Here is a 23,502-nt window from a genome sequence, read left to right on the forward strand (position 1 = left end):
ATGGTAGCGCCCGACCCGTGCGGCGATGATATCGCCGGCATGCTGCGCGACTCCTTGCGCGGATTCCTCGACGAGCATTGGCGCACGCGCGGCATGGCGGCGGCCTCTTCGTCGGACGAGATCTCTGCCATATGGCGCAGGCTCGTCGGGCAGGGCGTTGCCGCGCTCGGCTCCGGGGGCGACGAGGGCGGGCTGCGCGAGATATTGGTGGCGATGGAGGAACTCGGCCGCGCCGCCTGTCCCGCACCGATGTGGTCGGCGGCGCTCGCCAATCTCGCGCTGACGGGATCACGGGCCGAAGCGGCGCGGGATTTGCTGGCCGGACTGCACGCCGGCACGGCGGTCGCGGCCTTCTCGTTTGGCGGGCTCGATCCCGACGCCGGCACAGGCGCGATCGAGGTCACGGACCGCAAGGGGACGGGCGTACTTCGCTTCGTCGAGGCCGCGGCAAGTGCCACGCATCTCCTTGTCGCGGTCGACAAGTCCAGCCTTGCGCTGGTCGAACTCGCGGCTCCGGGCGTCGATCGTGTCGCAACACGCGCGATGGGCACTTGGGGGCTCTACGAGGTCAGGCTGAACGCAGCGCGGGTGACGCCTATCTCCGCCGAGTTGGTCGCGGTGGAGGATCTCCGGCTCAAAGGCAGGGTCGCGCTAGTGGCGCGCGCCTATGGCGCCGCGCGGCGCGCGTTCGAGCTCGCGGTGGATTACGCCAAGGAGCGGCACCAGTTCGGCCAGCCGATCGGAAAATTCCAGGCCATTCAGCACAAGCTGGCGAACGGCCTGATCGCGCTGGAAGGTATCCGCCTCGTTCTGGATCATGCCGCGCGGCTGCATGATGGCGGCGATGCCGCTTGGCACTATTTCGCCGATTGCGCATTCGCGTTCTCAGGCGACGCGTTGCGCCGCGTCTCGCTCGAGACGCAGCACACGTTCGGTGCGATCGGCTATGCCGAGGAACACGAGGCCCCGCAGCATTTCAAGCGCGTGCACCTCGACACGATCGCGCTTGGCGGCGCGGTGGATGCGAAGCGCAGGCTAGCTGCTTACCTGCTGGACGCTGGCGGCGCTGGTCTGCCGCAATACGACCTCGGATCCGCCGGAAATGCCTTGCGCGAGCGGGTTCGGCGCTGGCTCGACCAAAACTGGTCGGGCGACCGGAAGGCCGAGTTCGATCAGAGGCCGTTCGCGAAGCGTGAGTTCGACGCCGGCTTCGCCCGCGACATCGGCGAGACCGGATGGATCGGTCTCGGGTGGCCGGAACAATTCGGCGGCGAGGGGCGCTCCGCGCTGGAACAGATCGCCTTCATGGAGACGATGGAGCGCGCTGAGGCGCCGCGGATCGGTGCGGCGATCCAGGCTAATGCGCTGATGATGTTCGGCACGCCGGAGCAGCAGCAAAAATACCTGCCGGAGATCCTGCGCGGCGAAGCCATGCACGGCATGGGCTACAGCGAACCGCAGGCGGGCTCTGATCTGGCGGCGCTGCGCACCAGCGCGGTCAGGGACGGCGACCATTGGGTGCTCAACGGCCAGAAGATCTGGACCACCACCTGGTGGGGGAAATACATGTTCCTTGCGGCGCGGACCGACAGGGACGCGAGGCCGCCGCACGCCGGCATCAGTATGTTCATCGTCCCGATGGATGCGCCGGGCATCGCGATCCGGCCGTCGAGCACGATGTACGACGGCACCTTCGCCAACATCTTCTATGACAACGTCCGCATTCCCGCCGAGAATCTTGTCGGCGAGGTCAATGGCGGCTGGAAGGTGCTGACCGGTGCGCTCGCCTTCGAGCGCGGATTGGTCGGCGGCGGCATCGTGCTGAAAGTCGCGCACGCCTTCGAGCAACTGCGCCTGCGCGTCGCGGGTGATCCGTCGTTGGCCCAGGACCCGCTGGTTCGCGACCGGATGGCGACGCTGGCGTCGGAGATCGAGATCGGCCGCCAGCTGATGATGCATTGCGCCGGGCTCGCCGCCGACGGCGTGACCCCGCCGGAATATGGCGCGATCAGCAAGGTGTTTTCCGGCGAACTGATGGAGCGCTTCGGCGAGGCCGCGCTCGACATTCTCGGCATGCGCGCCGCGCTGTCCGAGCAGATGCCGGGCGCGATCGACAATGGCCGCTTCGAGCAGAACCTGCGGCATTCGCTGATGTGGGTCATCAGCATCGGGACCAACGAAATTCAGCGCAGCCTGATCGCGCAGCGCGCGCTCGGGCTGCCGAGATAGGAGAGAGCGGATGCAAAAGGACGGCGACAGGGCACCGCTCGCGGGCGTGCGGGTGCTCGATTTCTCGATCATGCTGGCGGGGCCTTATTGCGCACGGCTGCTCGCCGATGTCGGTGCCGAGGTGATCAAGATCGAGCCGCCCGAGGGCGACGATATGCGGCTGCGGACGCCGCTGCGCGAGGGCCACAGCACCTATTTCGGCCAGCTCAACGCCGGCAAGCGGAGCCTGGCGCTCGACCTGAAGAACGCCGACGCCATCGAGCTGGTGCATCGCCTGGTCGCGGAGACCGACATCCTGGTCGAGAATTTTCGTCCCGGGGTGATGGACCGGCTCGGTCTCGGCTACGAGGCGCTGCGCGAGATCAATCCGCGCCTGATCTATTGCTCGATCTCGGGCTACGGCCAGTCCGGCCCGGCGGCCGAGCGCGCCGCCTACGCCATGATCGTGCATGCCGAGAGCGGCTTCGATCATTCGTTGATGCGCTATGCGGGGGATCGCGAGCGGCCGGCGGCCGGCGCCATCTTCGTCGCCGACGTGCTCGGCGGCATTTTTGGCTACTCCGCGATCCAGACCGCGCTGGTTCAGCGTAACAGAACCGGCAAGGGCCAGCGGATCGATGTGGCGTTGATGGACTGCATGCTGAACCTCCTGGTCTACGAGCTGCAGGAGGCCCAGTTCCCGATCAGCGCGCCACGCCCGACCTATGGCCCGGTGCGCACCCGCGACGGCGATATCCTGATCGCGCCGGTCACCGCGCGCAATTTTACGGCGTTGTGCGAGGTGACGGGGCAGGAGGATTTGGTGACCGATCCCCGCTTCGCCACCGTCCCGGCACGCGGCGCAAACTGGACCGCCATGATGCAGGTGATCGAAAGGTGGACCGAACGTCACACCAAAGCCGAGTGCCTCGCGGCGCTCGATCGCGCCGGCGTTCCCTGCGCCGAATATCGTGAACCGGGCGCGGCGCTGAGCGATCCGCATCTTCAGGCACGCGGTGTCTTCGGCGCGATCACGGATGGGGCCGGCGAGTTCGCCGGTGTCAATACGCCATGGAAGATGTCGGAGGCAGATACATCGATTGGACGGGCTGTGCCCGCGGTCGGTGCGCACCGCGACGAGGTGCTTTCAAGGACACTTGGCCTGTCGCCGGATGCAATCGCCGGGCTTGCCGCAGCCGGCGCATTCGGAAAGGCGCCGGCCTGACGCCGGAACTTCAAGAGTCGGATGCGGACTCCGGCGGCGCAGCCTTTGCGATCGCCAGCAGGCATTTGAGAAAATGCGCCCGGTCTTCCTTGCGCAGGGGAGCGAGCATGATGTTCTGCAGCTCGGCCGCGGCCGGCACCACGGACAACAGCGCCTCCTCGCCCTTGGCGGTGATCTGGACCTGAAGCGACCGGCGGTCGTCCGGGTTGCTCTTCTTAGAAACCAGCCTGCGCTCCGCCATCCGCTTGAGCATTTCGCTCAGCGTGTTGCGATCGCAACTGATGCGGTCGGCCAGCACGGAAGGGGTCAGCGGGCCCACTTGGTACAGCGCCATCAGCACGCCGAACTGCCGGGGCGTGATGTCGCTCTGCTGCGTCATGCTCTGGTAGAGCCCGTCGTAGCGGGCCTCCAGCAGCCGCAGCAGAAACCCGACGCCGCCTTCGAGCTGCCAGTTGCGCGCAAGCTCCGCGGCCGAATTCGTCTTGCTTGCCTTGTGGGCTGCCATCCCGTCGTCGGACCCCTGCTGGAAATTTGCGTTAGCCGTTAGCAGCTTGGCTGAAAGCCCTCAACCCCTCGGTGAAGCAGCGGCGAAGTTGATTCAAGGGGACGAATCCTTGCCGGGCCCTTGCCAGCCGTCAGTCTATGTAGTACGTATACGTACTAAAGAGAAGCGGGACGTCGTTCAGGGAGGTTGTCTTGGAGCTGCGCGAGCTGCTGTCGATTCCCTATCTGCTAGAGGCCGAGGCGGTCGAGACCGAGCCCGGACGCTGGCTGATCCGTCTCGCCTATCCCGAGTTGCCGGGCTGCACCGCGGAAGCTGCCGTCGTCGAGGACGCCCTGAGCGAGCTCGAGCGGCGCCGCATCGAAATCATCGTCAGTCTGGTGGAAGAGGGAAAGCAACCTCCGATTCCACGACAATCGCTCACCGCATCCGATCCGCTCTGGACCGCGCAGGACCTCGGACTGTCGGAACGCGTCGCCGCACTGCTCGGCGGAGCAGCGACTCGCAATTGAATGGAGGCAAACCCATGCTCTCGCACGATGACAACGAACGCTTGGTGAGGGTCGGCAAAGGCACGCCGCTCGGAAACCTGTTTCGCCTCTATTGGATTCCCTTTCTGCCGTCGGCGGATCTTGCCAAGGACGGCCAGCCGAAGCGCATTCGGTTGCTCGGCGAAGACCTCGTCGCCTTCCGCGATTCCGAGGGCCGCGTCGGGCTGGTCGACCAGGCCTGCCCGCATCGGGGGGCGCCGCTGATCTTCGGACGCAACGAGGATTGCGGACTGCGCTGCGTCTATCACGGCTGGAAATTCGACGTCACCGGCGCGGTGACCGACATGCCGGCGGAGCCGGTGCGCAGCCGCCTCAAGGAACGGGTGCGGATCAAGGCCTATCCATGCCGCGAGCGCAACGGGATGATTTGGACCTATATGGGTCCCGACCAGGCCGAACTTCCTCCGCTGCCGAACCTCGAATGGAATTTGGTGCCGCCGGAACAGGTTCACATCTCGGTCCGCGTCCAGGAGTGCAACTGGCTGCAGGCGGTCGAGGGCGAGATCGACTCGGCGCATGCGCCGCTGTTGCACGGCCGGCTCGACGCGCAGGGCACGACCAGCGCCTGGATCCAGAAGCGCGACCTCCGGCCGACCTTCGAATGCGTCAAGCAGGATTTCGGCATGAGCATCGCGGCGCGGCGCAACTACGACGCCAACACGCTGTATTGGCGCGTCAACCAGTTCCTGCTGCCGTTCTACACGCTGGTTCCGCCGCTGTCGCCGTTCCCGGACCTCAGCGGTCATGCCTGGGTGCCGATCGATGACGAGAACACGCTTTGCATCATGTTCTCGTATCATCCGTCGGAGCCGCTTTCGCCGAAGACGCGGCAGATCTTTGCCGAAGGACACAACGGTCGCGAGAGCGGCCATGCCAGCCGCCATGCGCTGGTCCAGCACCCGGTGACGGTGCCGTATGCCGGCTACTGGACCAAGTACAATCCGCAAAACGGCTTTCAGTTCGACTATCAGGCGCAGCAGACCACCTGGTTCTCCGGCCTGCCGGGCCTCTGGGTGCAGGACGGCGCCTGCCAGAGCGGGGTGTCGCCAATCTTCGATCGCACCAAGGAGACGCTGTGTTCGAGCGACACCGGGATCGCGATGACGCGGCGCTTCATTCTCGAAGCGCTCGGCGCCTATCGCGATCACGCCGTCAGGCCCAAGGGTGTGTCGGACCCAGATGTGTTCATGGTGCGCGCCGTGTCGCTGCGGTTGCCGCCGGAGGATTCCTGGGTCGATGTCGGCGCGCCGTTCATGCGGGCGAAGCTCGGCGCCGATTTCGGGTACGAGTTGTGAGCGCGGCAGCCGCACATCGCTCGGCCGTCGTGGCCGCCGACTTGCCGGTTGTGGATGATGGCGGCCAGCGGCGCGACGCCGCGGTCGCGGGCACATTCGACGTCCGGGTCAAGCGCATCAGCTACGAGGCCGACACCATCAATTCCTACGAGCTGCTGTCGCCGACCGGCGGCGATCTCGTTCCTTTTACGGCCGGAAGCCATATCGACCTGCATCTGCAAAACGGCTTGATCCGTAGCTACTCGCTGATCAACGACCCGCGCGAACGCCATCGCTATGTCATCGCCGTCAACCGCGACAGCGCGAGCCGGGGCGGCTCCAGCTTCGTGCACGACACGGTGAAGGCCGGAGACATCATCACGATCTCGGGGCCGCGCAACAATTTTGCACTTTGCGAGGAGGCTGAACATTCCGTCCTGATCGGGGGCGGCATCGGCATCACGCCGCTGCTGTCGATGATCCGCCGTCTCGACGCGCTGGGGCGGCGTTGGGAGCTGTTCTATGCCGCGAGAACGCGCGCGGCTGCTGCCTTTACCGACGAGCTCAGTACGCTCAGCTCAGACATTCATCCGAACCTGCATCTCGATTTCGATGACGAGCGCTCGGGACGCGTGTTCGACCTTGCGGCGATCGTCAAAAATGCACCGGCGCATGCGCATCTCTACTGCTGCGGCCCGGTTGCGATGCTCGAAGCGTTCGAAGCGGCGACGGCGGACCGACCTGCCGATCAGGTGCACGTCGAGTATTTCCAGGCCAAGCAGCCGGCCGCGGTGGAAGGCGGCTTCGAGGTCACCCTCGCGCGCAGCAACCGCACGATCGCGGTCGAAGCCGGCAAGACCATCCTCGACGCGCTGCTGGATGCCGGAATTGCAGTGAACTACGCCTGCGCGGAAGGCGTCTGCGGCACCTGCGAGACCCGCGTCCTCGACGGCATCCCCGATCATCGCGACCAGTTTCTGAGCACCGACGAGCAGGCGGCGAACAAGAGCATTATGATCTGCTGCTCGGGCGCCAAGAGCCGGAAGCTCGTGCTCGATCTCTGAAACAACAACAAATCGAATGGGAGGACACAAATGAAGTATTTTTCGCGGAGCCTTGCAGCTTCCCTTCTCGCCGTTTGGGCGTGCTCGCCGGCGTTGGCCGACACGCCACGCAGCATCAAGATCGGCGTGCTCAACGACGCCTCCGGCCCGTACTCGGACAATGCCGGTGAGGGCTCGGTGACGGCGGCAAGGATGGCCGCTGAGGACTTCATGCGGCTGCATCCCGATTTCAAGGTCGAGATCATCTCGGCCGATCACCAGAACAAGGCCGACGTCGGCGCCGCGATTGCGCGCCGGTGGATCGACCAGGAGAAGGTCGACGCGGTCGCCGACGTGCCGAACTCGGCGGTTGGCCTTGCCGTCAATGAGGTCGTGCGCGGCAGCAAGGCGGCGCTGATCGCCTCGAGCGCGGCCACCTCGGACCTGACGGGGAAATACTGCTCGCCCAACACGATCCAGTGGACGTTCGACACCTGGGCGGCCTCGCACACGATCGGCGCCTATCTTGTCCGTCATGGCGGCAAGAAATGGTACTTCATCGCGACCGACAACGCACTCGGCAAGTCCATGGTGCGCGACGGGACCGCGGTGATCGGCGCGGGCGGCGGCACCGTGCTCGGTTCGGTCAACGTCCCCATCAATAATGCAGACTATGCCTCGTTCATTCTGCAGGCCGAAGGTTCCGGCGCCGACGTGATCGCGTTTGCAACCGCCGGCGGTGACACCGTCAACCTGATCAAGCAGTCCGCGGAGTTCGGCTTGAAGCAGAGCGGCAAGACCTTCGCAGCGCTGCTGACCACAACCAACGATGTCGAGGCCAGCGGGCTTGCGGTGGCGCAGGGGCTGATCATTACCCAGCCGTTCTACTGGGACCTGGATGATGCCAGCCGGGCCTGGTCGGCCAGGTTCAGCGCGCGGCAGCACGGGCAATCGCCGACCGCATTCCACGCCGGCGTGTACTCCTCGGTGCGAGCCTATCTGAACGCGGCGCTGGCGGCAGCAACCAACGATGCGCCGGCGGTGATCCGCAAGCTGAAGGAGCAGCCGATCGACGACGAACTGTTCGGACCGGTCGTCGTTCGCGCGGACGGCCGCGCCATCCACAACATGTACATCCTGAAAGTGAAGCGCCCTGACGCCTCGAAGGGCAAGTGGGACCAGCTGGAGCAGGTCGGCGTCCTGTCCGGACCCGAGGCATTTCGGCCGCTTGATCAGGGCGGATGCGCGCTGGTCGAGCAGGCCAAAAGCAATTGACCAAGGAACCGAAGCGGTCGTGCAGGCCGCGACGAACCTCTCAAACCTACGGATCTCGTGATGTTGGATCAGCTTGACACTGAATTCCCCGAGCACACGCCTCGTCCTGTCGACGCGCCGAAGGCGCTCGCGGGGATCCGGGTGGTCGATTTCTCGCATTTCATCGCGGGGCCGTTTGCCACGATGATCCTGGCCGACATGGGCGCCGAGGTGATCAAGGTCGAGGCGCCCGGCCGGGGCGACGATCTGCGGCGCTATCCTCCGCTGCATCCCGATCTCGGCCACGGCGCGCCCTTCCTCTGGACCAACCGCAACAAGCGCAGCGTTGCGCTCGATCTCAAGAGCCCGGAAGGGGTGAAGATTGCGCGCGAGCTGATCGGCACGGCTGACGTCGTCGTCGAGAATTTTTCGGCCAACGTGATGGCGCGGCTGGGGCTCGATTACGAGAGCTGCCGCAGCATCAAGCCTGACATCATCTATTGTGCGGTGTCGGCGTATGGGCGCGACGGCGCCTTCGCCGACCGGCTCGGCTTCGATCCGATCGCGCAGGTCGAGAGCGGCTTCGTCTCGATGAATGGCTATGCCGACCGCGAGGGCGTGCGTGCACTGTCGCCGGTGATGGATATCAGCACCGCGATGATGGCGTGCAACGCGATCCTGGGTGCGCTGCTGGCGCGCGAGCGCGGTGGTGGTGGGCAGGCCATCGAGGTCTCGTTGTTCGACAATGCGGTGCTGATGACCGGATATGCCACGATGCAATCGCTGTTCAGCGGCGCCGATCCACGCCGCAGCGGCAACACCAGTCCGGATACCTGCCCGTCGGGCGTGTTTCAGGCCAGGGACTGCGCCTTCTATATCAACTGCGGCAACGACAAGATCTTTCAGCGCCTGATGGCTCAGGTCCTCGAGCGCGAGGACCTTGCGGTGGCCGAGATCTATGCGACAGGCCCCGATCGCATCCGCCGGCGCGACGAACTGTTCGCGATCCTCGGCGAGGCGTTTGCTGAAAAAACCTGGTCGCACTGGCAGTCGCGGATGCGGGCCGCCGGCGTGCCGTGCGGTCAGGTGCGAACGGTCGGCGAGGCGATTCGTTCACCCGAGGCGAGGGAGCGCGGCATCGTCACGCGCATTCCGCACGAAACGTTGGGCTGGGTGCCGAACGTCAACCTGCCGATCCGCTACTCGCAGACGCCGATCGTCGATCCCGTGGCGGCGCCCGCGGTCGGACAACACACCGAAGCGGTGCTGCACGATCTGCTCGGCTACGACGACGAGCAATTGGCGCGGCTTGCCGCCGGCGGCGCTTTCGGCGGTCAAAATTCTCGACAGGAGGCGTGATGGCAACAGCGCGAGACGAGCGAACGCTGCGCGGACGCGTCGCCGTCGTCGGGATCGGCGAAACCGAGTATTATCGTCACGGCGCTTCGCCGGACGCGGAATTCAAGCTCGCGCTCAAGGCTATCCTTGCGGCGTGCGCGGACGCCGGGATCGATCCGCGCGATATCGACGGCTTCTCCTCCTACAGCGATGATCGCAGCGAGGCGTCGCGGTTGGCCGCGGCGCTGGGCACGCACCGGCTGCGCACCGCAACCATGCAATGGGGCGGTGGCGGCGGTGGTTGCTGCGCGGCGGTGGCCAATGCCGCCGCCTCGATCGTTGCGGGCCTGGCGGATTGCGTCGTGGTGTTCCGCTCGCTGGCGCAGGGCCAGTACGGCCGCTTCGGACAGACAACCGGCATCAACACCGTGTCCGGCGAACGCGCCTATCTGATGCCCTATGGCGTGCTGGCGCCGCCGCAACGCTTTGCGATGCGGGTGCAGCGCTACATGCACGAGCATGGCGTCAGGCAAGAGGCACAGCGGGCGATCGCGCTCGCCTCCTATCACCACGCCCAGAACAATCCCCGCGCCGTGATGCGCGGCAGGCCGCTCGATCCGGACAAGTATGATGCGTCGCGCTGGATCGTCGAGCCGTTCCATCTTTACGATTGCTGCATGGAGAATGACGGCGCGGCGGCCATCTTGCTGGTGCCGGCGGAGCGCGCCAAAGAGTTCCGGCACAAGCCGGCCTATCTGCTCGGCGCCGCCGCCGGCTCCGGACATCGCGCGGCTGCCACTGCGCACAATGTGCCGCACTACGCCACCGCGAGCTTCGATACGGTTGCGCCTGATCTCTACCGCATGGCCGGAGTGGGACCCTCCGACGTCGGCGTGGTCCAGGCCTATGAGAATTTCACCGGTGGCGTCGTGATGGCACTCGCGGAGCACGGCTTCTTCAAGCCGGAGCACGCCAACGATTTTCTGACACTGGACAACCTGATCGCGCCGTCCGGGCGGCTGCCGCTCAACACCAGCGGCGGCAATCTCGCCGAATGCTACATGCACGGCTTCGAACTCGTCATCGAAGCTGTGCGGCAGGTGCGGGGGACGTCGACCAATCAGGCACGGCGCAGCGACGTGGCCATGGTGATCGGCGGCCCGATGGTGTCACCGGCGAGCAACCTCATCCTCGGTTCGGAGGCGACGTTATGAGCGGCAATGCGAACGCGCACTATCTTCCTTCCGGCCTGCCGATTCCGCTGGCGGAGCCCGATGGCCTGTCGGCGCCGTACTGGGACGGATTGCGCCAGGGCCGGCTCATGGTTCAACACTGCACGCATTGCCGGACATGGCAATTCGGGCCGGAATGGATCTGCCATCGCTGCCACGCCTTTGACCCGGCATGGATCGACATCGAGCCGCGCGGCCGGATCTACAGTTGGGAGCGGGTGTGGCATCCCTCGCACGCGGCGCTGAAGTCGCATGGGCCCTATATCGCCGTGCTGGTCGAACTGCCTCACGCCGGCGGCATAAGGATGGTCGGCAATCTGCTCGGCGATCCGCGCCAGCCGGTCGCGATCGGCGCCGAGGTCGAAGGGGCGTTCGAGCACCATCCGGAATCGAACCCACCTTATTCGCTGCTGCAATGGCAATTGCGCTCGGAGCGGAATGCGCCGTAACGGCGCATCCGCTGGTTTCAGCGCTCAATGGACGCTGGTCGTGATCGCCGCATTGGTCGAGGTCGTGGCGATGTTGCCGCGCAGTCTCGATCGAAGCTCCTCGGCAACGTTGCGGGCGTCCGACCCGTCGCGGATGATCTGCGGGCGGATGAAGATGATCAGCTCGGTGCGCTGGGTCGCATTGCTCTGATGCCCGAACGCATCGCCAAGGCCGGGGATCTGGTCCAGCACCGGGATCGCGTTGCGGGAGCCGCTCTGCTGCTCGCTGATCAGTCCTGCCAGCAGTACGGTCTGGCCGTTGGCCACCGCGATCTGGCTCTTGACCCGCCGCTCCGAAACCGTTGGCGTCAGGCTGTTCGCACTGGTTGCCGGAACGTTGCTGATCTCCTGCTCGATATCGAGCCGCACCGTGCCGTTGACGCTGACCCGCGGCGAGACCCGCAGGATGATGCCGGTGTTGCGATAGTCGATGGTGTTGACCACCGTGTTGCTCGTGGTCAGCACGGTCGCGCTGCCAGTCGACACCGGCACCACGTCGCCGACCTGCAGCGTCGCCACCTGGTTGTTGATCACGACCAGCGAGGGATTTGAAAGCACCTTGACGCTGGTGACGGCGTGCAGCGCATCGAGGATCAGGCTCGGCTGCGTGGCATTCCCGATCAGGAAATTGAAGCCGGGAAACGCCTGGTTGATGAAGGCGTTGGTGAGTGAGCCCGCGACGGTGGTGGCGCCCGTCGTCGCATCCGTCGTGGTCGCCGGCGCCGTGGTCGCCTGTGTATTGAGGATCGAGCCTGTGTTCGGCTTGAGGCCGAGGTTCTGGCTGGTGAGGTAGGTCTGCACGCCATAGGACAACGTGTTGTTCAGCGTGACCTCGGCGATCGTCGCATCGATGGCGACCTGCAGCTGCGGCTCGTCGATCTGCAGCAGCGTCGCCTCGATGATGCGGTAGTTGGCCTGGTCGGCATAGATCAGCAGCTTGTTGTTGACGGTGTCGGGCGTGATCCGCACGTCCTGCATCATCGGCTGGCCGCTGCCGCCGGAACCGCGACCGCTGTCGAGCGTCGCCGTGCTGTCCTGGTTGGGATTGGCAGTTGCGGCCTGGCCGCCGGCGCCGGCGCCTAAGCCCGCCGTCGTCCCCGTTCCCGAGGTGCCGCGCGAAGCGAAGCCGCCTGTGCCCGAGTTCGAATTGCCGTTGAGCGACAGACGGTTCGTGGCGCTCGACGACGTCGCGGTCCCGGAGCCCGGCGCGAGCTGATTGTCGGGACTGTCGAGCAAGCTGGAGGACGATCCGCCGAGGAACATGTCGGTCAGAACTTTTGCAATCTGGCGAGCGTCGCCATATTTGACCCGATAGACGTGCACGGTGGTTCGCGCCGTATCGTTGCGATCGAGGCGCTTGATCCAGGTCGCGGCCGTCTTCAGCATCTCCGGCTTCTTGGTCACCACCATCACGGCGTTGAGGCGCGTGATCGGCATGAACTTGATAATGTTCTGGCTGAGGCCGTTCTCGCCGGAATCGACGATCTTCTCCAGCTCGGCAATCACGGGCGCAGGCGAGCCGCTCGAGATCGGGAAGATCCCGACAGATTGACCGCGCATCCAGTCGACGTCGAAGCTGAGCACGGTGTCGACAGCGGTGCGGCGCTCGGCGCCGGTGCCCTGGATCAGCAGCAGATTGCGCGTCGTGTCGGCGCGAATCGCGCCGGCCCTGGTGGCGAAGCTGTCGGTGAGCTTCAGCAGGGTCTGCGCCGACACATATTGTAATGGCACGACCGAGACGCCGAATCCGGGCTCGGGATTGGCAGCCGCGGCATCGACCCGGCCGCCGCCGACGGCGTCACCGAGCGGCGTCAGCCGATAGCCGGTGGTGTCGTGCAGCAGCACGACGCCGCTGAGGCGGAGCGCATTTTCGAGCACAAACACCATGTCGGATTTCGGCACCGGGCGAACCGACACCAGGCTGACCGTGCCCTGCACCCGCGGGTCGATCGTATACCCCACGTGCAGGATGTCGCCGAGCACGACCTTGGCGACTGTCGCGACCGGCGTGTTCTCGAAATTCAGATCGAAGCCGTTGCCGTTCGCGATCGGTTGCGGCCGTTCGTCCGACACGGTCGTGACATCGGTGCCTTGATACATCGCCGCCCGCACGCTGCCGCTCTGGCTGCCGACAGCTCCTACCGCGCCGGCCCGCTGGGCCTGGCGCGACGAGAGATCAAGAGAACGAACCTTATCGGTGATGTCGAGCTGGGCGGCATCCACGCTTGCGTCGCCGACGGTGGCGGAATTACAGGACGCCAACAACCCCAGTGACATCAAAACGAATGCGGCTCCAAGGCCGCCACGGATCGTCGGGCAGCGGCCCATTTTGCCTGCGCGTTGCATGAAGCCCTTCGCTCTGACTGGCTGATGTTTCTGATTTTTTCTGATCGATCCCCGGCCCCGGTGCACTCTTAGCGATCGAACATGACAGAAATAAAATTGGTTGCATCATTGTCGTTCGGCAGTGGCTCACGTCGCGGCAGCGGTTGCGAGGGCAACCGTTGCGCGTTCGCCTCTACGATGCCGTCTCAAAGTTTCTTGAACCGCGTGGAAGATGTGACTTCGCACAGCTGTCATACTTCGGATCGATAACCGCACGACTTAACGAATGCCGAACGGGGCAGGCGCTGTGGCGCGAGCTTACCCGGGGACAGCGTGGCGGGATAACAGGAATGGCCAACGACCTCTCCGTTCGGTTTGTGGATTATCTCCGCCAGAACAATCACCTTGCGCCGCACGACGGGCCGGCCGAGCGGGCCGGGCAGGGTACCGATTATCGTCAGCTGAAGCTGTGGGAGCTCACCAGCCTCTCGCCTGTCGAGTTTGCCGACGAAGCCGCGCGATTCTTCACATTGGCCCGCGTGACGCTGCAGGAGATGACGGCGGCCGAGCCGCTGGTCGCAAAATTCTCGCCGCGATTCCTGCGCGAGACGCTGGTCTATCCGTGCCGGGAACCCGATGGAACCACAACGCTCGCGGTGGTCGATCCGACCGACCAAGCGACGCTGCGGGCCGCACAGATCGTGCTCGGTGCGGGGCTGACGGTGAAGGTGGCCTCGTCGGAGGACGTCGTCATCGCGCTGAACAAGAGTTTCAGCGCCGAGGAGAGCCAGTCCGTCGAGGCCGCGCCGTCCGGGCCGCGCGAGGACGATATCGAGAGCCTGCGCGACCTCGCCAGCGGCGCGCCGGTGGTGCGCGCGGTCAACGATCTGATCGAGAAGGCCGTTGAGCTGCGTGCCAGCGACATCCATATCGAGCCGTTTTCCGGCGGACTCATGGTCCGGCTGCGGATCGATGGATTGCTGCGGCCGGTCGCGGCGCTGTCGGGCGTGCTGCCCCAGGCGGTGGTGTCCCGCATCAAGATCATCGCCAATCTCAATATCGCCGAGCGCCGCCTGCCGCAGGACGGCGCGGCGAGGCTGCGGGCGGGGCGGGCCGACATCGATATCCGCGTCGCCATCATGCCGACGCAACACGGCGAATCCGCTGTGATCCGTATCCTTCCCAAGGATCGCGGCCTGCTGATCGTGGACAAACTCGGGTTCTCGCCGCCCGACGAGGACAAGCTGCGGCGGCTGTTGAAGCTGCCGCACGGCATGATCGTGATCACCGGACCGACCGGAAGCGGCAAGACCACGACGCTTGCGACCATCCTGTCGATCCTCAACGAGCCCAGCCGCAAGATTCTCACCATCGAAGACCCGGTCGAGTACGAGATTCCCGGCGTCAACCAGTCCCAGATCAAGCCGGCGATCGGCCTGACGTTTGCCACCGCGCTGCGGTCCTTCGTACGTCAGGACCCCGACGTGATCATGGTCGGCGAAATCCGCGATTCCGAGACGGCGCATGTCGCCGTGCATGCGGCGCTCACCGGGCATCTGGTGCTGACGACGCTGCACACCGAGACCGCGGCCGCCGCCGTGCCGCGGCTGCTCGACCTCGGTGTCGAGGGCTATCTGCTGCGCTCGGTGCTGCGCGGCGTGATTGCGCAGCGTCTGGTCCGCCAGTTGTGCGAGCGCTGCAAGTCGCCGCGACCGCTGATCACGGCCGACTTCACCGAGGACCCCAGGCTCGCCGCGCTCGGCTTCCGCGCCGACGAAATCATCCAGGAGCCGTGCGGCTGCGAGCGTTGCGGCGGAACCGGCTATCGCGGCCGCCTTGGCGTGTTCGAGTTGCTCGAGCTGTCGAACGAGCTGCGCGAATTGATCGGAGAGCGAACCGACGGGCTGAAGATCGACCAGATGGCGATCCGCGCGGGTATGACCACGATGCTCGATGACGGGGTTGCCAAATGCCGTGCCGGATTGACATCGCCCGCGGAAATCCTCCGCGTTGCGACGGTACGGTGACGCCGTGCCGAATTTCCGCTACCGCGCTCTGACCCAGACCGGCGAGGTCGTCAACGGCACGATTTCCGCGCCGACCGCGGCCGAGGTCGCGCGCCGGATCGAATATCTCAGGCTGCTGCCGATCGAGACCATCGAGGACAAGCGCGCATCCGGCGCCGCCGGCGGCCGCAACCTGTTCGGCGGGCCGAGCGCCGCCGAAGTCACTATTTTCACCCGCGACCTGGCGTTGCTGCTGAAAGCCGGCGCGCGCCTCGACGATGCCCTCGAGCTGTTGTCGGGCGATGCCGATGTCGGGCGGATGCGCCCCGTGGTCGCCAAGATCCGTGCGGCGCTGCTCACCGGCGAGAGCTTTGCCGATGCGGTGGCGGATCATCCCGCCCTGTTCGAGGCGATGTACGTCGCCCTGGTCCGCGTTGGCGAGGTCTCCGGCACGCTCGATTCGGTTCTGGAGATGCTCGGGATCGAGCGCGCGCGCTCCGAGCAGATGCGGCGGAAGCTGATCGATGCGATGCAGTATCCGGCCTTCGTGCTGGTCGCGGCGTGCGGCGTGATGCTGTTCTTCCTGTTGTTCGTGCTGCCGCAATTTTCCAGCGTGCTCGGGGATTTCGGCGGCAAGTCCGACACCGCGCTCGCCAGCTTCATCGCGGTGTCGGATTTCCTCCGCGCCAATGCCACCGCAGCAAGCCTGATCGCTGCGGCCACGATCGCGCTCTCCTGGTGGCTGCTGCGGCAGGCGCGCGTGCGCGCCGCGCTGGTGAATGCGATCTCGCGGATTCCGGGCGTCAGCAGCGCTTTCCGGTTCTATCGCGCCAGCCTGTTCTGCCGCAATCTGGGCGTCCTGCTCGGCAGCGGCGTGAATCTCACCGCCGCGCTGCGGATTCTCGTCGACATCATGTCGGTGACCGGCAGCGAGGCGAACTGGACCGCCGCCGCCGATCGCGTCCGTCACGGCGGGAAATTGTCGGAAGCGCTCGCGGTCGCCGACAGCCTGCCGCCGATGGCGGTGCGCATGCTGCGGCTCGGCGAGGAGACCGGACAGCTGCCGGTGCTGGCCGGGCGGGTCGCGGAATTCTACGAGGCAAAATTGCAGCGCAGCCTGGACCGGGTGGTCGGCATCGTCGGACCGCTGGCGATCATCACGATCTCGACCGTGGTCGGCGGATTGATCGTGTCGGTCATGACGGCGCTGCTCTCGGTTACACAGCTTGTCGGCTAGAGCAGGGGTCATCCATGACAACATCACGCAAAACCATCGCACGGGCATTCTTGATGCATAAGAGGCGCCAAGGTGCGCAGTCGGCGAGAGTGCGATCGGGCCAGGAAGGCTTCACGCTCGTCGAGATGCTGGTGGTCATCGCGATCATCGGCCTCATCATGGGGCTGATCGGTCCGCGCGTGCTCAACTATCTCAGCGAGTCCAAGGTCAAGACCGCGCGGATTCAGCTGCAGAGCTTTTCCAGTGCGCTCGACCTGTTCTATCTCGACGCCGGCCGGTTCCCGTCGACGGCGGAAGGGCTTGCCGCGCTGGTCCGGCGCACGCCTGGGGTCGCCGCCTGGAATGGCCCGTATCTGAAGGGCGGCAACGTGCCGACCGATCCGTGGAATCACGCCTATGTCTATCGGTCGCCCGGCGAGCACGGCCCCTATGACATCGTCTCCTATGGAGCCGACGGGCAGGAGGGCGGCAGCGGCACCTCGGCCGACATCTCGCTCGAGAAGGCGACCGCCGCCAGGGAGTGAATGACCGGGATGAATCAGGCGAGGCAGCGCGGCTTCACCCTGCTCGAGATGGTGTGCGTGCTCGCCATCATCGCGCTGCTGGCGGCTGTGCTGCTGCCATTTATTCCGCGCCAGACCTCCAGGTCGCGGCTGCAGGCCTACGCGCTGCAGGCCGCGACGCTGCTGAAGGCCGACCGCAATGCCGCGATCGAGCGCTCGACCAGCGTTGCCACGCTGGTGGACGCCGCAAGCCGCGTGATCCATTCCGGCTCGTCGCGCATGACGGTGCGAATTCCGGACGACGTGCGCTTTGATGCGGTGCTGCCGCAAACCTGCCAGCGCCAGGCCGCGCTGTCGACGATTCGCTTCTTCGCCAATGGGGGGTCCTGCGGCGGCACCATCGCGCTGACGCGGCTCGATGCGGGCTATGAGATTCGGGTCAACTGGCTCACCGGAAGGGTCGAAATTGTTTCGCGCGCCGCCAACTAGAGCGTTTTCAAGCGAAGCGGATACCGGTTCGCGTGAAGAAAACGCGTCAAGGCAAGAATCTGGAGCTCCGTTCCGCTCCTATCGGAACGGAAATAGCTCCAGCCGCGCCGATGCGGGGTTCACCATCATCGAGGTGCTGGTGGCGCTGGCGCTGGTGGCGGTCTCGATCGTCGCGATCGGCTCGGTCATGGCGGTGAAGACGCGCGGCGTGCGCGCCATGGAGCAGCACGTGGCGTTGATGCAGACGACACGCACATTAATGATGGTCGGCGTTCCGCAGCGCGCCGAATTGCAGTCGGGCACATCGACGGGGCAGACCGACGGCTATCGCTGGACCATCGACGTCAGTCCGCTCGGCAATGGCTGGACAGTTCCGGGAGCCAATGTGCCCTGGACGCCGGAGCTGGTCAGAATTCGCGTCCGATCGCCGAGCGGCGCATTGTCCGACATTCGCACCGTGCGCCTGATGCCGAGGCCGTCGGAATGAGCGCGGCACCGGCAAAGCGGCGGACGCGCGAGCGCGGATTTACGCTGATCGAGACCATCGTCGCGCTGGTGCTGATGGGGCTATTGCTGTCGGCGCTCGCCAGCATCACCGCGCAATGGCTGCCGAGCTGGAACCGGGGGCTCGACCGCATCCAGCGCAGCGAGCTGATCGGAATCGCGCTGGAGCGGATCGGCGCCGATCTCGCCGCGGCGGAGTTCGTTCCCGCCAACCGTGAAACGCGCCGGCCGCTGTTCGACGGATCGGAATTGTCGGTGATGTTCGTGCGAACGTCGGTGGGACCGAACGCCGGGCCGGGGCTCGATCTGGTGCGCCTCGGTGAGACCAGGGATGGCGGCGAGTTCGTCACTGTCCGCACGCAGGCGCGGTTCACGCCGCTGGCCGACGGATTGTCGCTGTCGGAACAGGTGCATTTCGGCGGCCCGGTGGTGCTGCTGCGCGCGCCCTACCGGCTGTCCTTTGCCTATGCCGGTGCCGACCGGATCTGGAAGAAGGCGTGGAAGGACGCCGACCGGCTGCCGGCGATGATCCGCCTCACGGTGCGCGATGCGGCGAGCGAGCGGGTGTTGTCGGTCTCGACCATCGCGCCGGTCCATGTCCAGATTCCGAGCGGCTGCACCAAGCCGGACGGCAATTGCGGCGACAAGCGCAATCCGGACGACGCCACCGATCCGGGGAAGACGTGATGCGCGTGGCCGCCACCATCGCTCGATCCTCGGCCAGCCGCGGCTTCGTGATCGTCGCCGTGCTCTGGATTCTGCTGGCGCTGTCGTCGCTGGCGCTGATCTTTTCGGCCTATCTTTCCGCATCGGCGCGCGCGCTGGCGGCCAACGACATCTCGCTGCAGACCGAGGCACTGGTGTCGGCCGGAGTGGAACTGGCCGCCTATCAATTGGCGCTGTCGGACGCCAAGGTGCGGCCGACGCGTGGCGCGTTTCAATTCGGGCTCAATGATGCGAACATCGCCGTGAGCTTCACGTCGGAGGCGGCCCGGCTCGACCTGAACTACGCCTCGAAGGAGATGCTGACCGGCCTGTTCACCGTGCTCGGCGCCCGCAAGGACGCCGCGGCGGAATATGCCGAGCGGATCGTCGGCTGGCGCACCCGGCCGACGCCGGGCAGCGAGAACGTGGAGGCGGCACGCTATAACGCGCTCGGCTATGCGCCGCGGCAAGGGCTGTTCACCCATGTCAACGAGTTGGCGCTGGTCGCCGGCATCCCTGCCGTGCTGGTCGATCGCGCTTTGCCGTTCGTCACGGTGTTCAACGGCTCTCCTGACGTCGATCCGGCGATCGCGGCCCCGGAGGTGTTGGTGGCCACCGGCAAGCTTGACAACCAGCAGGACGGTTTCGGCGGACGGGCGGCCTCGCCGAACGGTGCCGGCTCTGGCGATCCGGCGCCGAACCCGAAAAGTGCAGCACCGGCGGCACAAAGTCCCTGCTACCGGGTCGCGATCACGATCCGCTTCCGCAACGGCCACCGCACGACGTCCGAGGCCGTGATCGTGCTCGGTGACAAGGTCGAACCCTATCGCGTGTTGTCCTGGCAGGACGATGTCGAACCACGCGCCCCTGTACAGCTCCGCGGGAGAAGTTGATGACGGTCCTTGGCGAGGCGCGACGATGGTTTGAGCAATGGATCGGCGGCGTTGCGATCGCGGTCGACGGCGCCGCGGGCCGGTTCGCGCGCCGGCGCAGCATCGAGCTCGACGAGAATGTGGACGGCACGTTCACGGCCCGGCTCGCCGCGTCGAAGGACGGCTCGTCCGCAGCTCCGCTTTCGTTCCGGCTCGATCATGAGGCGCCGCAGCCGCCGCTGCCTGCGGATTGGAAAGCGGCGTTTGACGGCAGCCGTATCGAGGTGCGATTGCAGTCCGATCAAATCGTCAGCCGCCTGATCGACTTTCCGAGCCAGGCGGCCGATTTTCTCGACGGCATGATCCGCGCGCAGGTCGACCGCTTGACGCCGTGGACTGCCGCTGACGCCGTATTCGGCTGGAGCCCGCCGCAGCCGGCCGCCAATGACCGCATCGAGGTTGCATTCTGCGCGACGTCGGCGGCCAAGGTCGATCCGTTGCTGCGGTTGGCCAGGACGCTGAACGCCGCATCCGTGGCGGTTTCGGCGCAGGCCGTCGGCGGCGACGGCGCTCCGCTGCAGGTGACGCTGCTCGACCGGCCGCTTCGCGGCCTGGCCGGACCGCGGGTTCCGCGTCTGCTGAGCATCGGCCTGATCTCGGCAGCGACCGCGGCTGCGGCTTGCTTGCTGCTGAACATCTATCTCGGCGGCTGGCTGCAATCGCAACAGGAGGACTTGCAGCAGCGGATATCGCAGCGCCGCGCCGCGCTCCGCATCGGCGCCGATGGCGAGACATCCGGGCTCGGGCTGCTTGCCAAGCGCAAGCAGACGACGCCGTCGAGCGTCATGGTGCTGGAGGCACTGTCGCGCGTGCTGCCCGACACCACCTATGTCACCGAGCTGCGCATCGAAGGCAACAAGGTGCAGGTGGTGGGAATGACCCAGGACGCGCCGTCGCTGATCCGCTTGCTGGAGCAGTCGCCGCAATTCACCCGTGCAATGTTCTTTGCGCCGACCACCCACGCGGCGAACGAGCCGGCGGAACGGTTCCACGTCGAAGCCAACATCACCGCCTATTTCGGATCCGGCTCATGAGCGTGTCGTCCCGGTCGCTGGCCGCCATCACCACCTCGCCGCTGGTCGCCACGGCGAGCTATCTCGGTCTCGCGGTGCTGCTGCTGTTTCTCGTGGTCTCGTCGCTGTCGGATCTGGTCGGCCGGCGCGGCGACGTTGCGGCGTCGGCCGCCATGCTGGAACAATTGGAAGGGCGATCCAAGGCGAACCGGGCGCCCGGTGAGCCGGGCATGCCGGCCGGCTCGGCCTATCTCGAAGGCGCGACCGTCACGGTTGCCGGCGCCAGCCTGCTGCAACGGGTGTCGGGCGCGGTGCTCAAAGTCGGCGGCAACGTGCTGTCGACCCAGCTCGACGTTCCCAACGTGCCGGCCAAGGCCGGTTTCATCAGCATGGTCGCGAGTTGCGAGATCGAGCAGGCGCAATTGCAGGAGATGCTCTATGATCTCGAGGCCGGCATGCCGTTCCTGTTCATCGACCAGCTGGTGGTGCAGCCGGTCGGCGAGGAGACGGCGAAGGGCGCCGACCCCGGAAAGCTGCGCGTGCTGCTCGGCGTCTCCGGACAATGGCGAGGAGCCAAATGATGCGATGCTCGGTGGCGATCGCAGTCCTCTGGGCGATATCGGTTCATCCCGCAGCCGCGGCGGTGCCCGATCGCCCCGGTGACGCACTCGATGCCGGGCTGCTCGACGATACCCGCCTCGGCGGACCGGCGCTGACGTCGCCGCAGCCATCCGAGCCGGTGACGTCGGTCCGCGTCGCACCCACGCCGGCACCGACGCCGCGGCCGCTCAGCGCCAATCCGCTATGGGCCATCCCGCTCAAGACGCTGCCCAACACGCGCGATCGCCCGGTGTTCTCGCCGTCGCGGCGGCCGCCGCCCGCCGTGGTCGCGGAACCGGCCGCCGCCAAACCGTCGCCACCGCCGCCGCGCCGCATCGAGATCGAGCCGCCGCCGCTGTCGCTGGTCGGCACGATCGCCGGCGGTGACGAAAGTTTCGGGATCTTTCTCGATCAATCGACCAAGGCGGCGCTGCGGCTGAGGATCGGCGACGATTTCCAGGGCTGGAAGCTGCGCACCGTCAACGGACGCGAAGCGACGATGCAGAAGGACGAGCAGGGCGCGCTGCTGACGTTGCCGCCGCCCAGCAGCGATGGCGGCGGCGAGGTCAGCCTCGTGCCGGTGAGCACGACGCGAACCCCGCTGGCAGTGCGGCACTAGGGGGCGCGATATCAAACCCGCGAAAACAACCCCATGCAAAGTAGCCGGCGGCTGCCGGCGTCGACACCGCCACTGTCCGTAGCGGGTGAAGATGTCGTGTTTTTGTAGCTCGTGATCTGTCGCCTTCGTTTTGGAGTTTTGGGCGCCCCCGGAAGGCGTGGACGGGAGCGCCGGGTTTGTCATGCCATGGATGGAGCGGTCTGGTCAGCCCTGCGGGCGGGTTTCTTTGTTCGATTTGAAGCCCGTTTCTCCGTCCCGACCCGCGCTTTCTCGACGGCGGCGCGCGCAGGAGCGGTCAAGGACGCGCGCTTGCGCGCCCGCCAGGGCTTGTCCTTGACGGCTCCGAGCACGCTGCCAGGCTGAGATGCGTCGGGGCTGATCTGCTGTCCGTTGGCGCTAAACCTCGCCAATCGATGCGGGCCGAGGAACACGCTGACGGTGCCATCGGGATACTCATGCACCCGCACCAGGGCCCTGACGAAGTGAGGCCTCAGCCGGCTCTCCGGCAACTGCAGCCGGCGACCTTTCCATGCGACGGTATTGTCGTTGGCGACGGTTCGCTCCTCGATCACGCACAGCGCCTCGCGCCAGGCCTCGTGGCGGTCGGCAACGAAGGCGGTGCCTTGCTGTTCGGCCTTGATCGCAAATGCGGCGTTGTGTTCGGCGATGTAATGCGCCTTCAACCACGCATTGGCGGCTTCGACCGTCTTGATCCCGGCGAGCCGCAGCTCCTTTGGCAGGCGGTCCTGCAGCGTGCCAAACAGCCGCTCGGAGCGTCCCCGCGCCTGCGGCGAATAGGCCGCGATATGCTCGATCCCAAGATGCGACAAAGCCCGTCCCACCTGGGTTTGTTGCGTCTTCGAGACCTTCTCGCCAGCCTTCGGGGTAAGGAAATAATGGCTGCCGCGATCGGTGTAGAGCGCACAGAACAAGCCACGCTCGCCAATCACCTCGCCCAGGGCCAGGAACGTCGAGGCCGTGCCTTCTTCCTCGACCAGCAGCATCGAGTAGACTTCGCTGGTCGCATCGTCCATCGTCACGATCAGGTCCATCGCCGGCAGATCCTCGATCCAGACGTGGCGCGACCCGTCCTGGTGCAGCAGCATCCCCGGCAGCGGCCGGCGTGGGCGTTTCTTACGGTGCGCCGAACGCTTCGGCGCCTTCCGTACCAGGCCCGCCGCCTGCAGGGCGAGCTTCGTCACCGTATAGCCCAGCACATAGTCATGCCGCTTTTGCAGCTGCTCGTGGAAGTGCTTCACCGTGAAGTCCGCGTATTTGTCGCGGAACAGTCCCAGCATCCGCTCCAGCTCTTCCTCCGGCGCCCGCCGTGGCGATCGCCGTCCCATGCGTCGGTCGACCAGCCCGTCATCGCCCTCCGCCTCGTAACGCTCCGCCCAGCGTTNCGAGGCGGAGGGCGATGACGGGCTGGTCGACCGACGCATGGGACGGCGATC

22 protein-coding genes are annotated in these 23,502 nt (G+C 66.0%); 19 read left to right on the forward strand and 3 right to left on the reverse strand.

Going from position 1 to position 23,502, the window contains the following annotated elements:
- Positions 1-2,229 carry an acyl-CoA dehydrogenase family protein gene (locus CI41S_RS35960; protein WP_139863733.1) on the forward strand — a complete coding sequence of 743 codons (2,229 nt, stop codon included), beginning with the start codon at positions 1-3 and terminating at the stop codon, positions 2,227-2,229.
- A gap of 10 nt (positions 2,230-2,239) precedes the next feature.
- The gene (locus CI41S_RS35965; protein WP_139863734.1) at positions 2,240-3,433 is read left to right on the forward strand and encodes a CaiB/BaiF CoA transferase family protein; all 1,194 of its coding nucleotides are present in this window, start codon (positions 2,240-2,242) and stop codon (positions 3,431-3,433) included.
- A 10-nt stretch (positions 3,434-3,443) separates the two neighbouring features.
- On the opposite strand, the gene CI41S_RS35970 is transcribed toward CI41S_RS35965, so the two are convergent.
- Positions 3,444-3,938 (reverse strand): MarR family winged helix-turn-helix transcriptional regulator, encoded by a 495-nt coding sequence (locus tag CI41S_RS35970; protein WP_139863735.1) that lies wholly within the window; start codon positions 3,936-3,938, stop codon positions 3,444-3,446.
- A gap of 191 nt (positions 3,939-4,129) precedes the next feature.
- Here CI41S_RS35970 and CI41S_RS35975 point away from each other — a divergent pair, with 191 nt between their 5' ends.
- Genes CI41S_RS35975 through CI41S_RS36005 form a run of 7 tightly spaced genes read left to right on the forward strand, consistent with a single transcriptional unit; the run spans position 4,130 to position 11,076 of the window.
- On the forward strand, positions 4,130-4,447 hold the full coding sequence (locus CI41S_RS35975; RefSeq protein WP_139863736.1) for a hypothetical protein: 318 nt from the start codon (positions 4,130-4,132) through the stop codon (positions 4,445-4,447).
- Positions 4,448-4,461: 14 nt separating this feature from the next.
- Positions 4,462-5,781: a Rieske 2Fe-2S domain-containing protein gene (locus tag CI41S_RS35980; protein WP_139863737.1), complete on the forward strand. Its 1,320-nt coding sequence runs from the start codon at positions 4,462-4,464 to the stop codon at positions 5,779-5,781.
- Positions 5,778-6,824: a PDR/VanB family oxidoreductase gene (locus tag CI41S_RS35985; protein WP_244626790.1), complete on the forward strand. Its 1,047-nt coding sequence runs from the start codon at positions 5,778-5,780 to the stop codon at positions 6,822-6,824. The genes CI41S_RS35980 and CI41S_RS35985 overlap by 4 nt, the downstream gene beginning before the upstream one ends.
- Positions 6,825-6,854: 30 nt before the next feature.
- On the forward strand, positions 6,855-8,078 hold the full coding sequence (locus CI41S_RS35990; RefSeq protein WP_139863738.1) for an ABC transporter substrate-binding protein: 1,224 nt from the start codon (positions 6,855-6,857) through the stop codon (positions 8,076-8,078).
- 60 nt (positions 8,079-8,138) lie between these two features.
- A complete protein-coding gene (locus tag CI41S_RS35995; protein ID WP_139863739.1) occupies positions 8,139-9,416 on the forward strand; it encodes a CaiB/BaiF CoA transferase family protein in 1,278 nt (425 codons plus the stop codon).
- Positions 9,416-10,609, forward strand: a complete 1,194-nt coding sequence (locus CI41S_RS36000; RefSeq protein ID WP_172626851.1) for a thiolase C-terminal domain-containing protein — start codon at positions 9,416-9,418, stop codon at positions 10,607-10,609. The genes CI41S_RS35995 and CI41S_RS36000 overlap by 1 nt, the downstream gene beginning before the upstream one ends.
- Positions 10,606-11,076 carry a Zn-ribbon domain-containing OB-fold protein gene (locus tag CI41S_RS36005; RefSeq protein ID WP_139863740.1) on the forward strand — a complete coding sequence of 157 codons (471 nt, stop codon included), beginning with the start codon at positions 10,606-10,608 and terminating at the stop codon, positions 11,074-11,076. Before CI41S_RS36000 ends, CI41S_RS36005 begins: the two co-directional genes overlap by 4 nt.
- A 24-nt stretch (positions 11,077-11,100) precedes the next feature.
- On the opposite strand, the gene gspD is transcribed toward CI41S_RS36005, so the two are convergent.
- Positions 11,101-13,392: a type II secretion system secretin GspD gene (gene gspD / locus CI41S_RS36010; RefSeq protein WP_244626791.1), complete on the reverse strand. Its 2,292-nt coding sequence runs from the start codon at positions 13,390-13,392 to the stop codon at positions 11,101-11,103.
- Positions 13,393-13,790: 398 nt separating this feature from the next.
- On the opposite strand from gspD, the gene CI41S_RS36015 reads away from it, so the two are divergent.
- The 10 genes from CI41S_RS36015 to CI41S_RS36060 are packed head-to-tail and all read left to right on the forward strand — an operon-like array spanning position 13,791 to position 22,048.
- Entirely contained in the window at positions 13,791-15,467 is a 1,677-nt protein-coding gene (locus CI41S_RS36015; protein ID WP_139863741.1) for a GspE/PulE family protein, read from the forward strand.
- A gap of 4 nt (positions 15,468-15,471) precedes the next feature.
- A complete protein-coding gene (locus CI41S_RS36020) occupies positions 15,472-16,683 on the forward strand; it encodes a type II secretion system F family protein (protein WP_139863764.1) in 1,212 nt (403 codons plus the stop codon).
- A 53-nt stretch (positions 16,684-16,736) separates the two neighbouring features.
- A complete protein-coding gene (gspG, locus tag CI41S_RS36025) occupies positions 16,737-17,207 on the forward strand; it encodes a type II secretion system major pseudopilin GspG (protein WP_139863742.1) in 471 nt (156 codons plus the stop codon).
- A gap of 9 nt (positions 17,208-17,216) precedes the next feature.
- Entirely contained in the window at positions 17,217-17,675 is a 459-nt protein-coding gene (locus CI41S_RS36030; protein WP_172628327.1) for a type II secretion system protein, read from the forward strand.
- Positions 17,614-18,162 (forward strand): prepilin-type N-terminal cleavage/methylation domain-containing protein, encoded by a 549-nt coding sequence (locus CI41S_RS45095; protein WP_283813171.1) that lies wholly within the window; start codon positions 17,614-17,616, stop codon positions 18,160-18,162. The genes CI41S_RS36030 and CI41S_RS45095 overlap by 62 nt, the downstream gene beginning before the upstream one ends.
- Positions 18,159-18,866 carry a PulJ/GspJ family protein gene (locus tag CI41S_RS36040; RefSeq protein WP_139863744.1) on the forward strand — a complete coding sequence of 236 codons (708 nt, stop codon included), beginning with the start codon at positions 18,159-18,161 and terminating at the stop codon, positions 18,864-18,866. Before CI41S_RS45095 ends, CI41S_RS36040 begins: the two co-directional genes overlap by 4 nt.
- Positions 18,866-19,777 (forward strand): type II secretion system minor pseudopilin, encoded by a 912-nt coding sequence (locus tag CI41S_RS36045; protein ID WP_139863745.1) that lies wholly within the window; start codon positions 18,866-18,868, stop codon positions 19,775-19,777. Before CI41S_RS36040 ends, CI41S_RS36045 begins: the two co-directional genes overlap by 1 nt.
- A complete protein-coding gene (locus CI41S_RS36050) occupies positions 19,777-20,850 on the forward strand; it encodes a PilN domain-containing protein (RefSeq protein WP_139863746.1) in 1,074 nt (357 codons plus the stop codon). Before CI41S_RS36045 ends, CI41S_RS36050 begins: the two co-directional genes overlap by 1 nt.
- Positions 20,847-21,410, forward strand: coding sequence for a type II secretion system protein GspM (gene gspM / locus CI41S_RS36055; protein ID WP_172628329.1), 564 nt, complete (start codon positions 20,847-20,849; stop codon positions 21,408-21,410). The genes CI41S_RS36050 and gspM overlap by 4 nt, the downstream gene beginning before the upstream one ends.
- The gene (locus tag CI41S_RS36060) at positions 21,410-22,048 is read left to right on the forward strand and encodes a hypothetical protein (RefSeq protein ID WP_244626792.1); all 639 of its coding nucleotides are present in this window, start codon (positions 21,410-21,412) and stop codon (positions 22,046-22,048) included. The genes gspM and CI41S_RS36060 overlap by 1 nt, the downstream gene beginning before the upstream one ends.
- 179 nt (positions 22,049-22,227) lie before the next feature.
- Here CI41S_RS36060 and CI41S_RS36065 read toward each other — a convergent pair whose 3' ends face one another.
- Positions 22,228-23,490, reverse strand: coding sequence for an ISNCY family transposase (locus CI41S_RS36065; protein ID WP_172628330.1), 1,263 nt, complete (start codon positions 23,488-23,490; stop codon positions 22,228-22,230).
- Between the last annotated feature and the right edge of the window lie 12 nt (positions 23,491-23,502).

It is taken from the genome of Bradyrhizobium ivorense, from assembly GCF_900696085.1.
In the GTDB taxonomy this organism is placed as follows: Bacteria; Pseudomonadota; Alphaproteobacteria; order Rhizobiales; family Xanthobacteraceae; genus Bradyrhizobium; species Bradyrhizobium ivorense.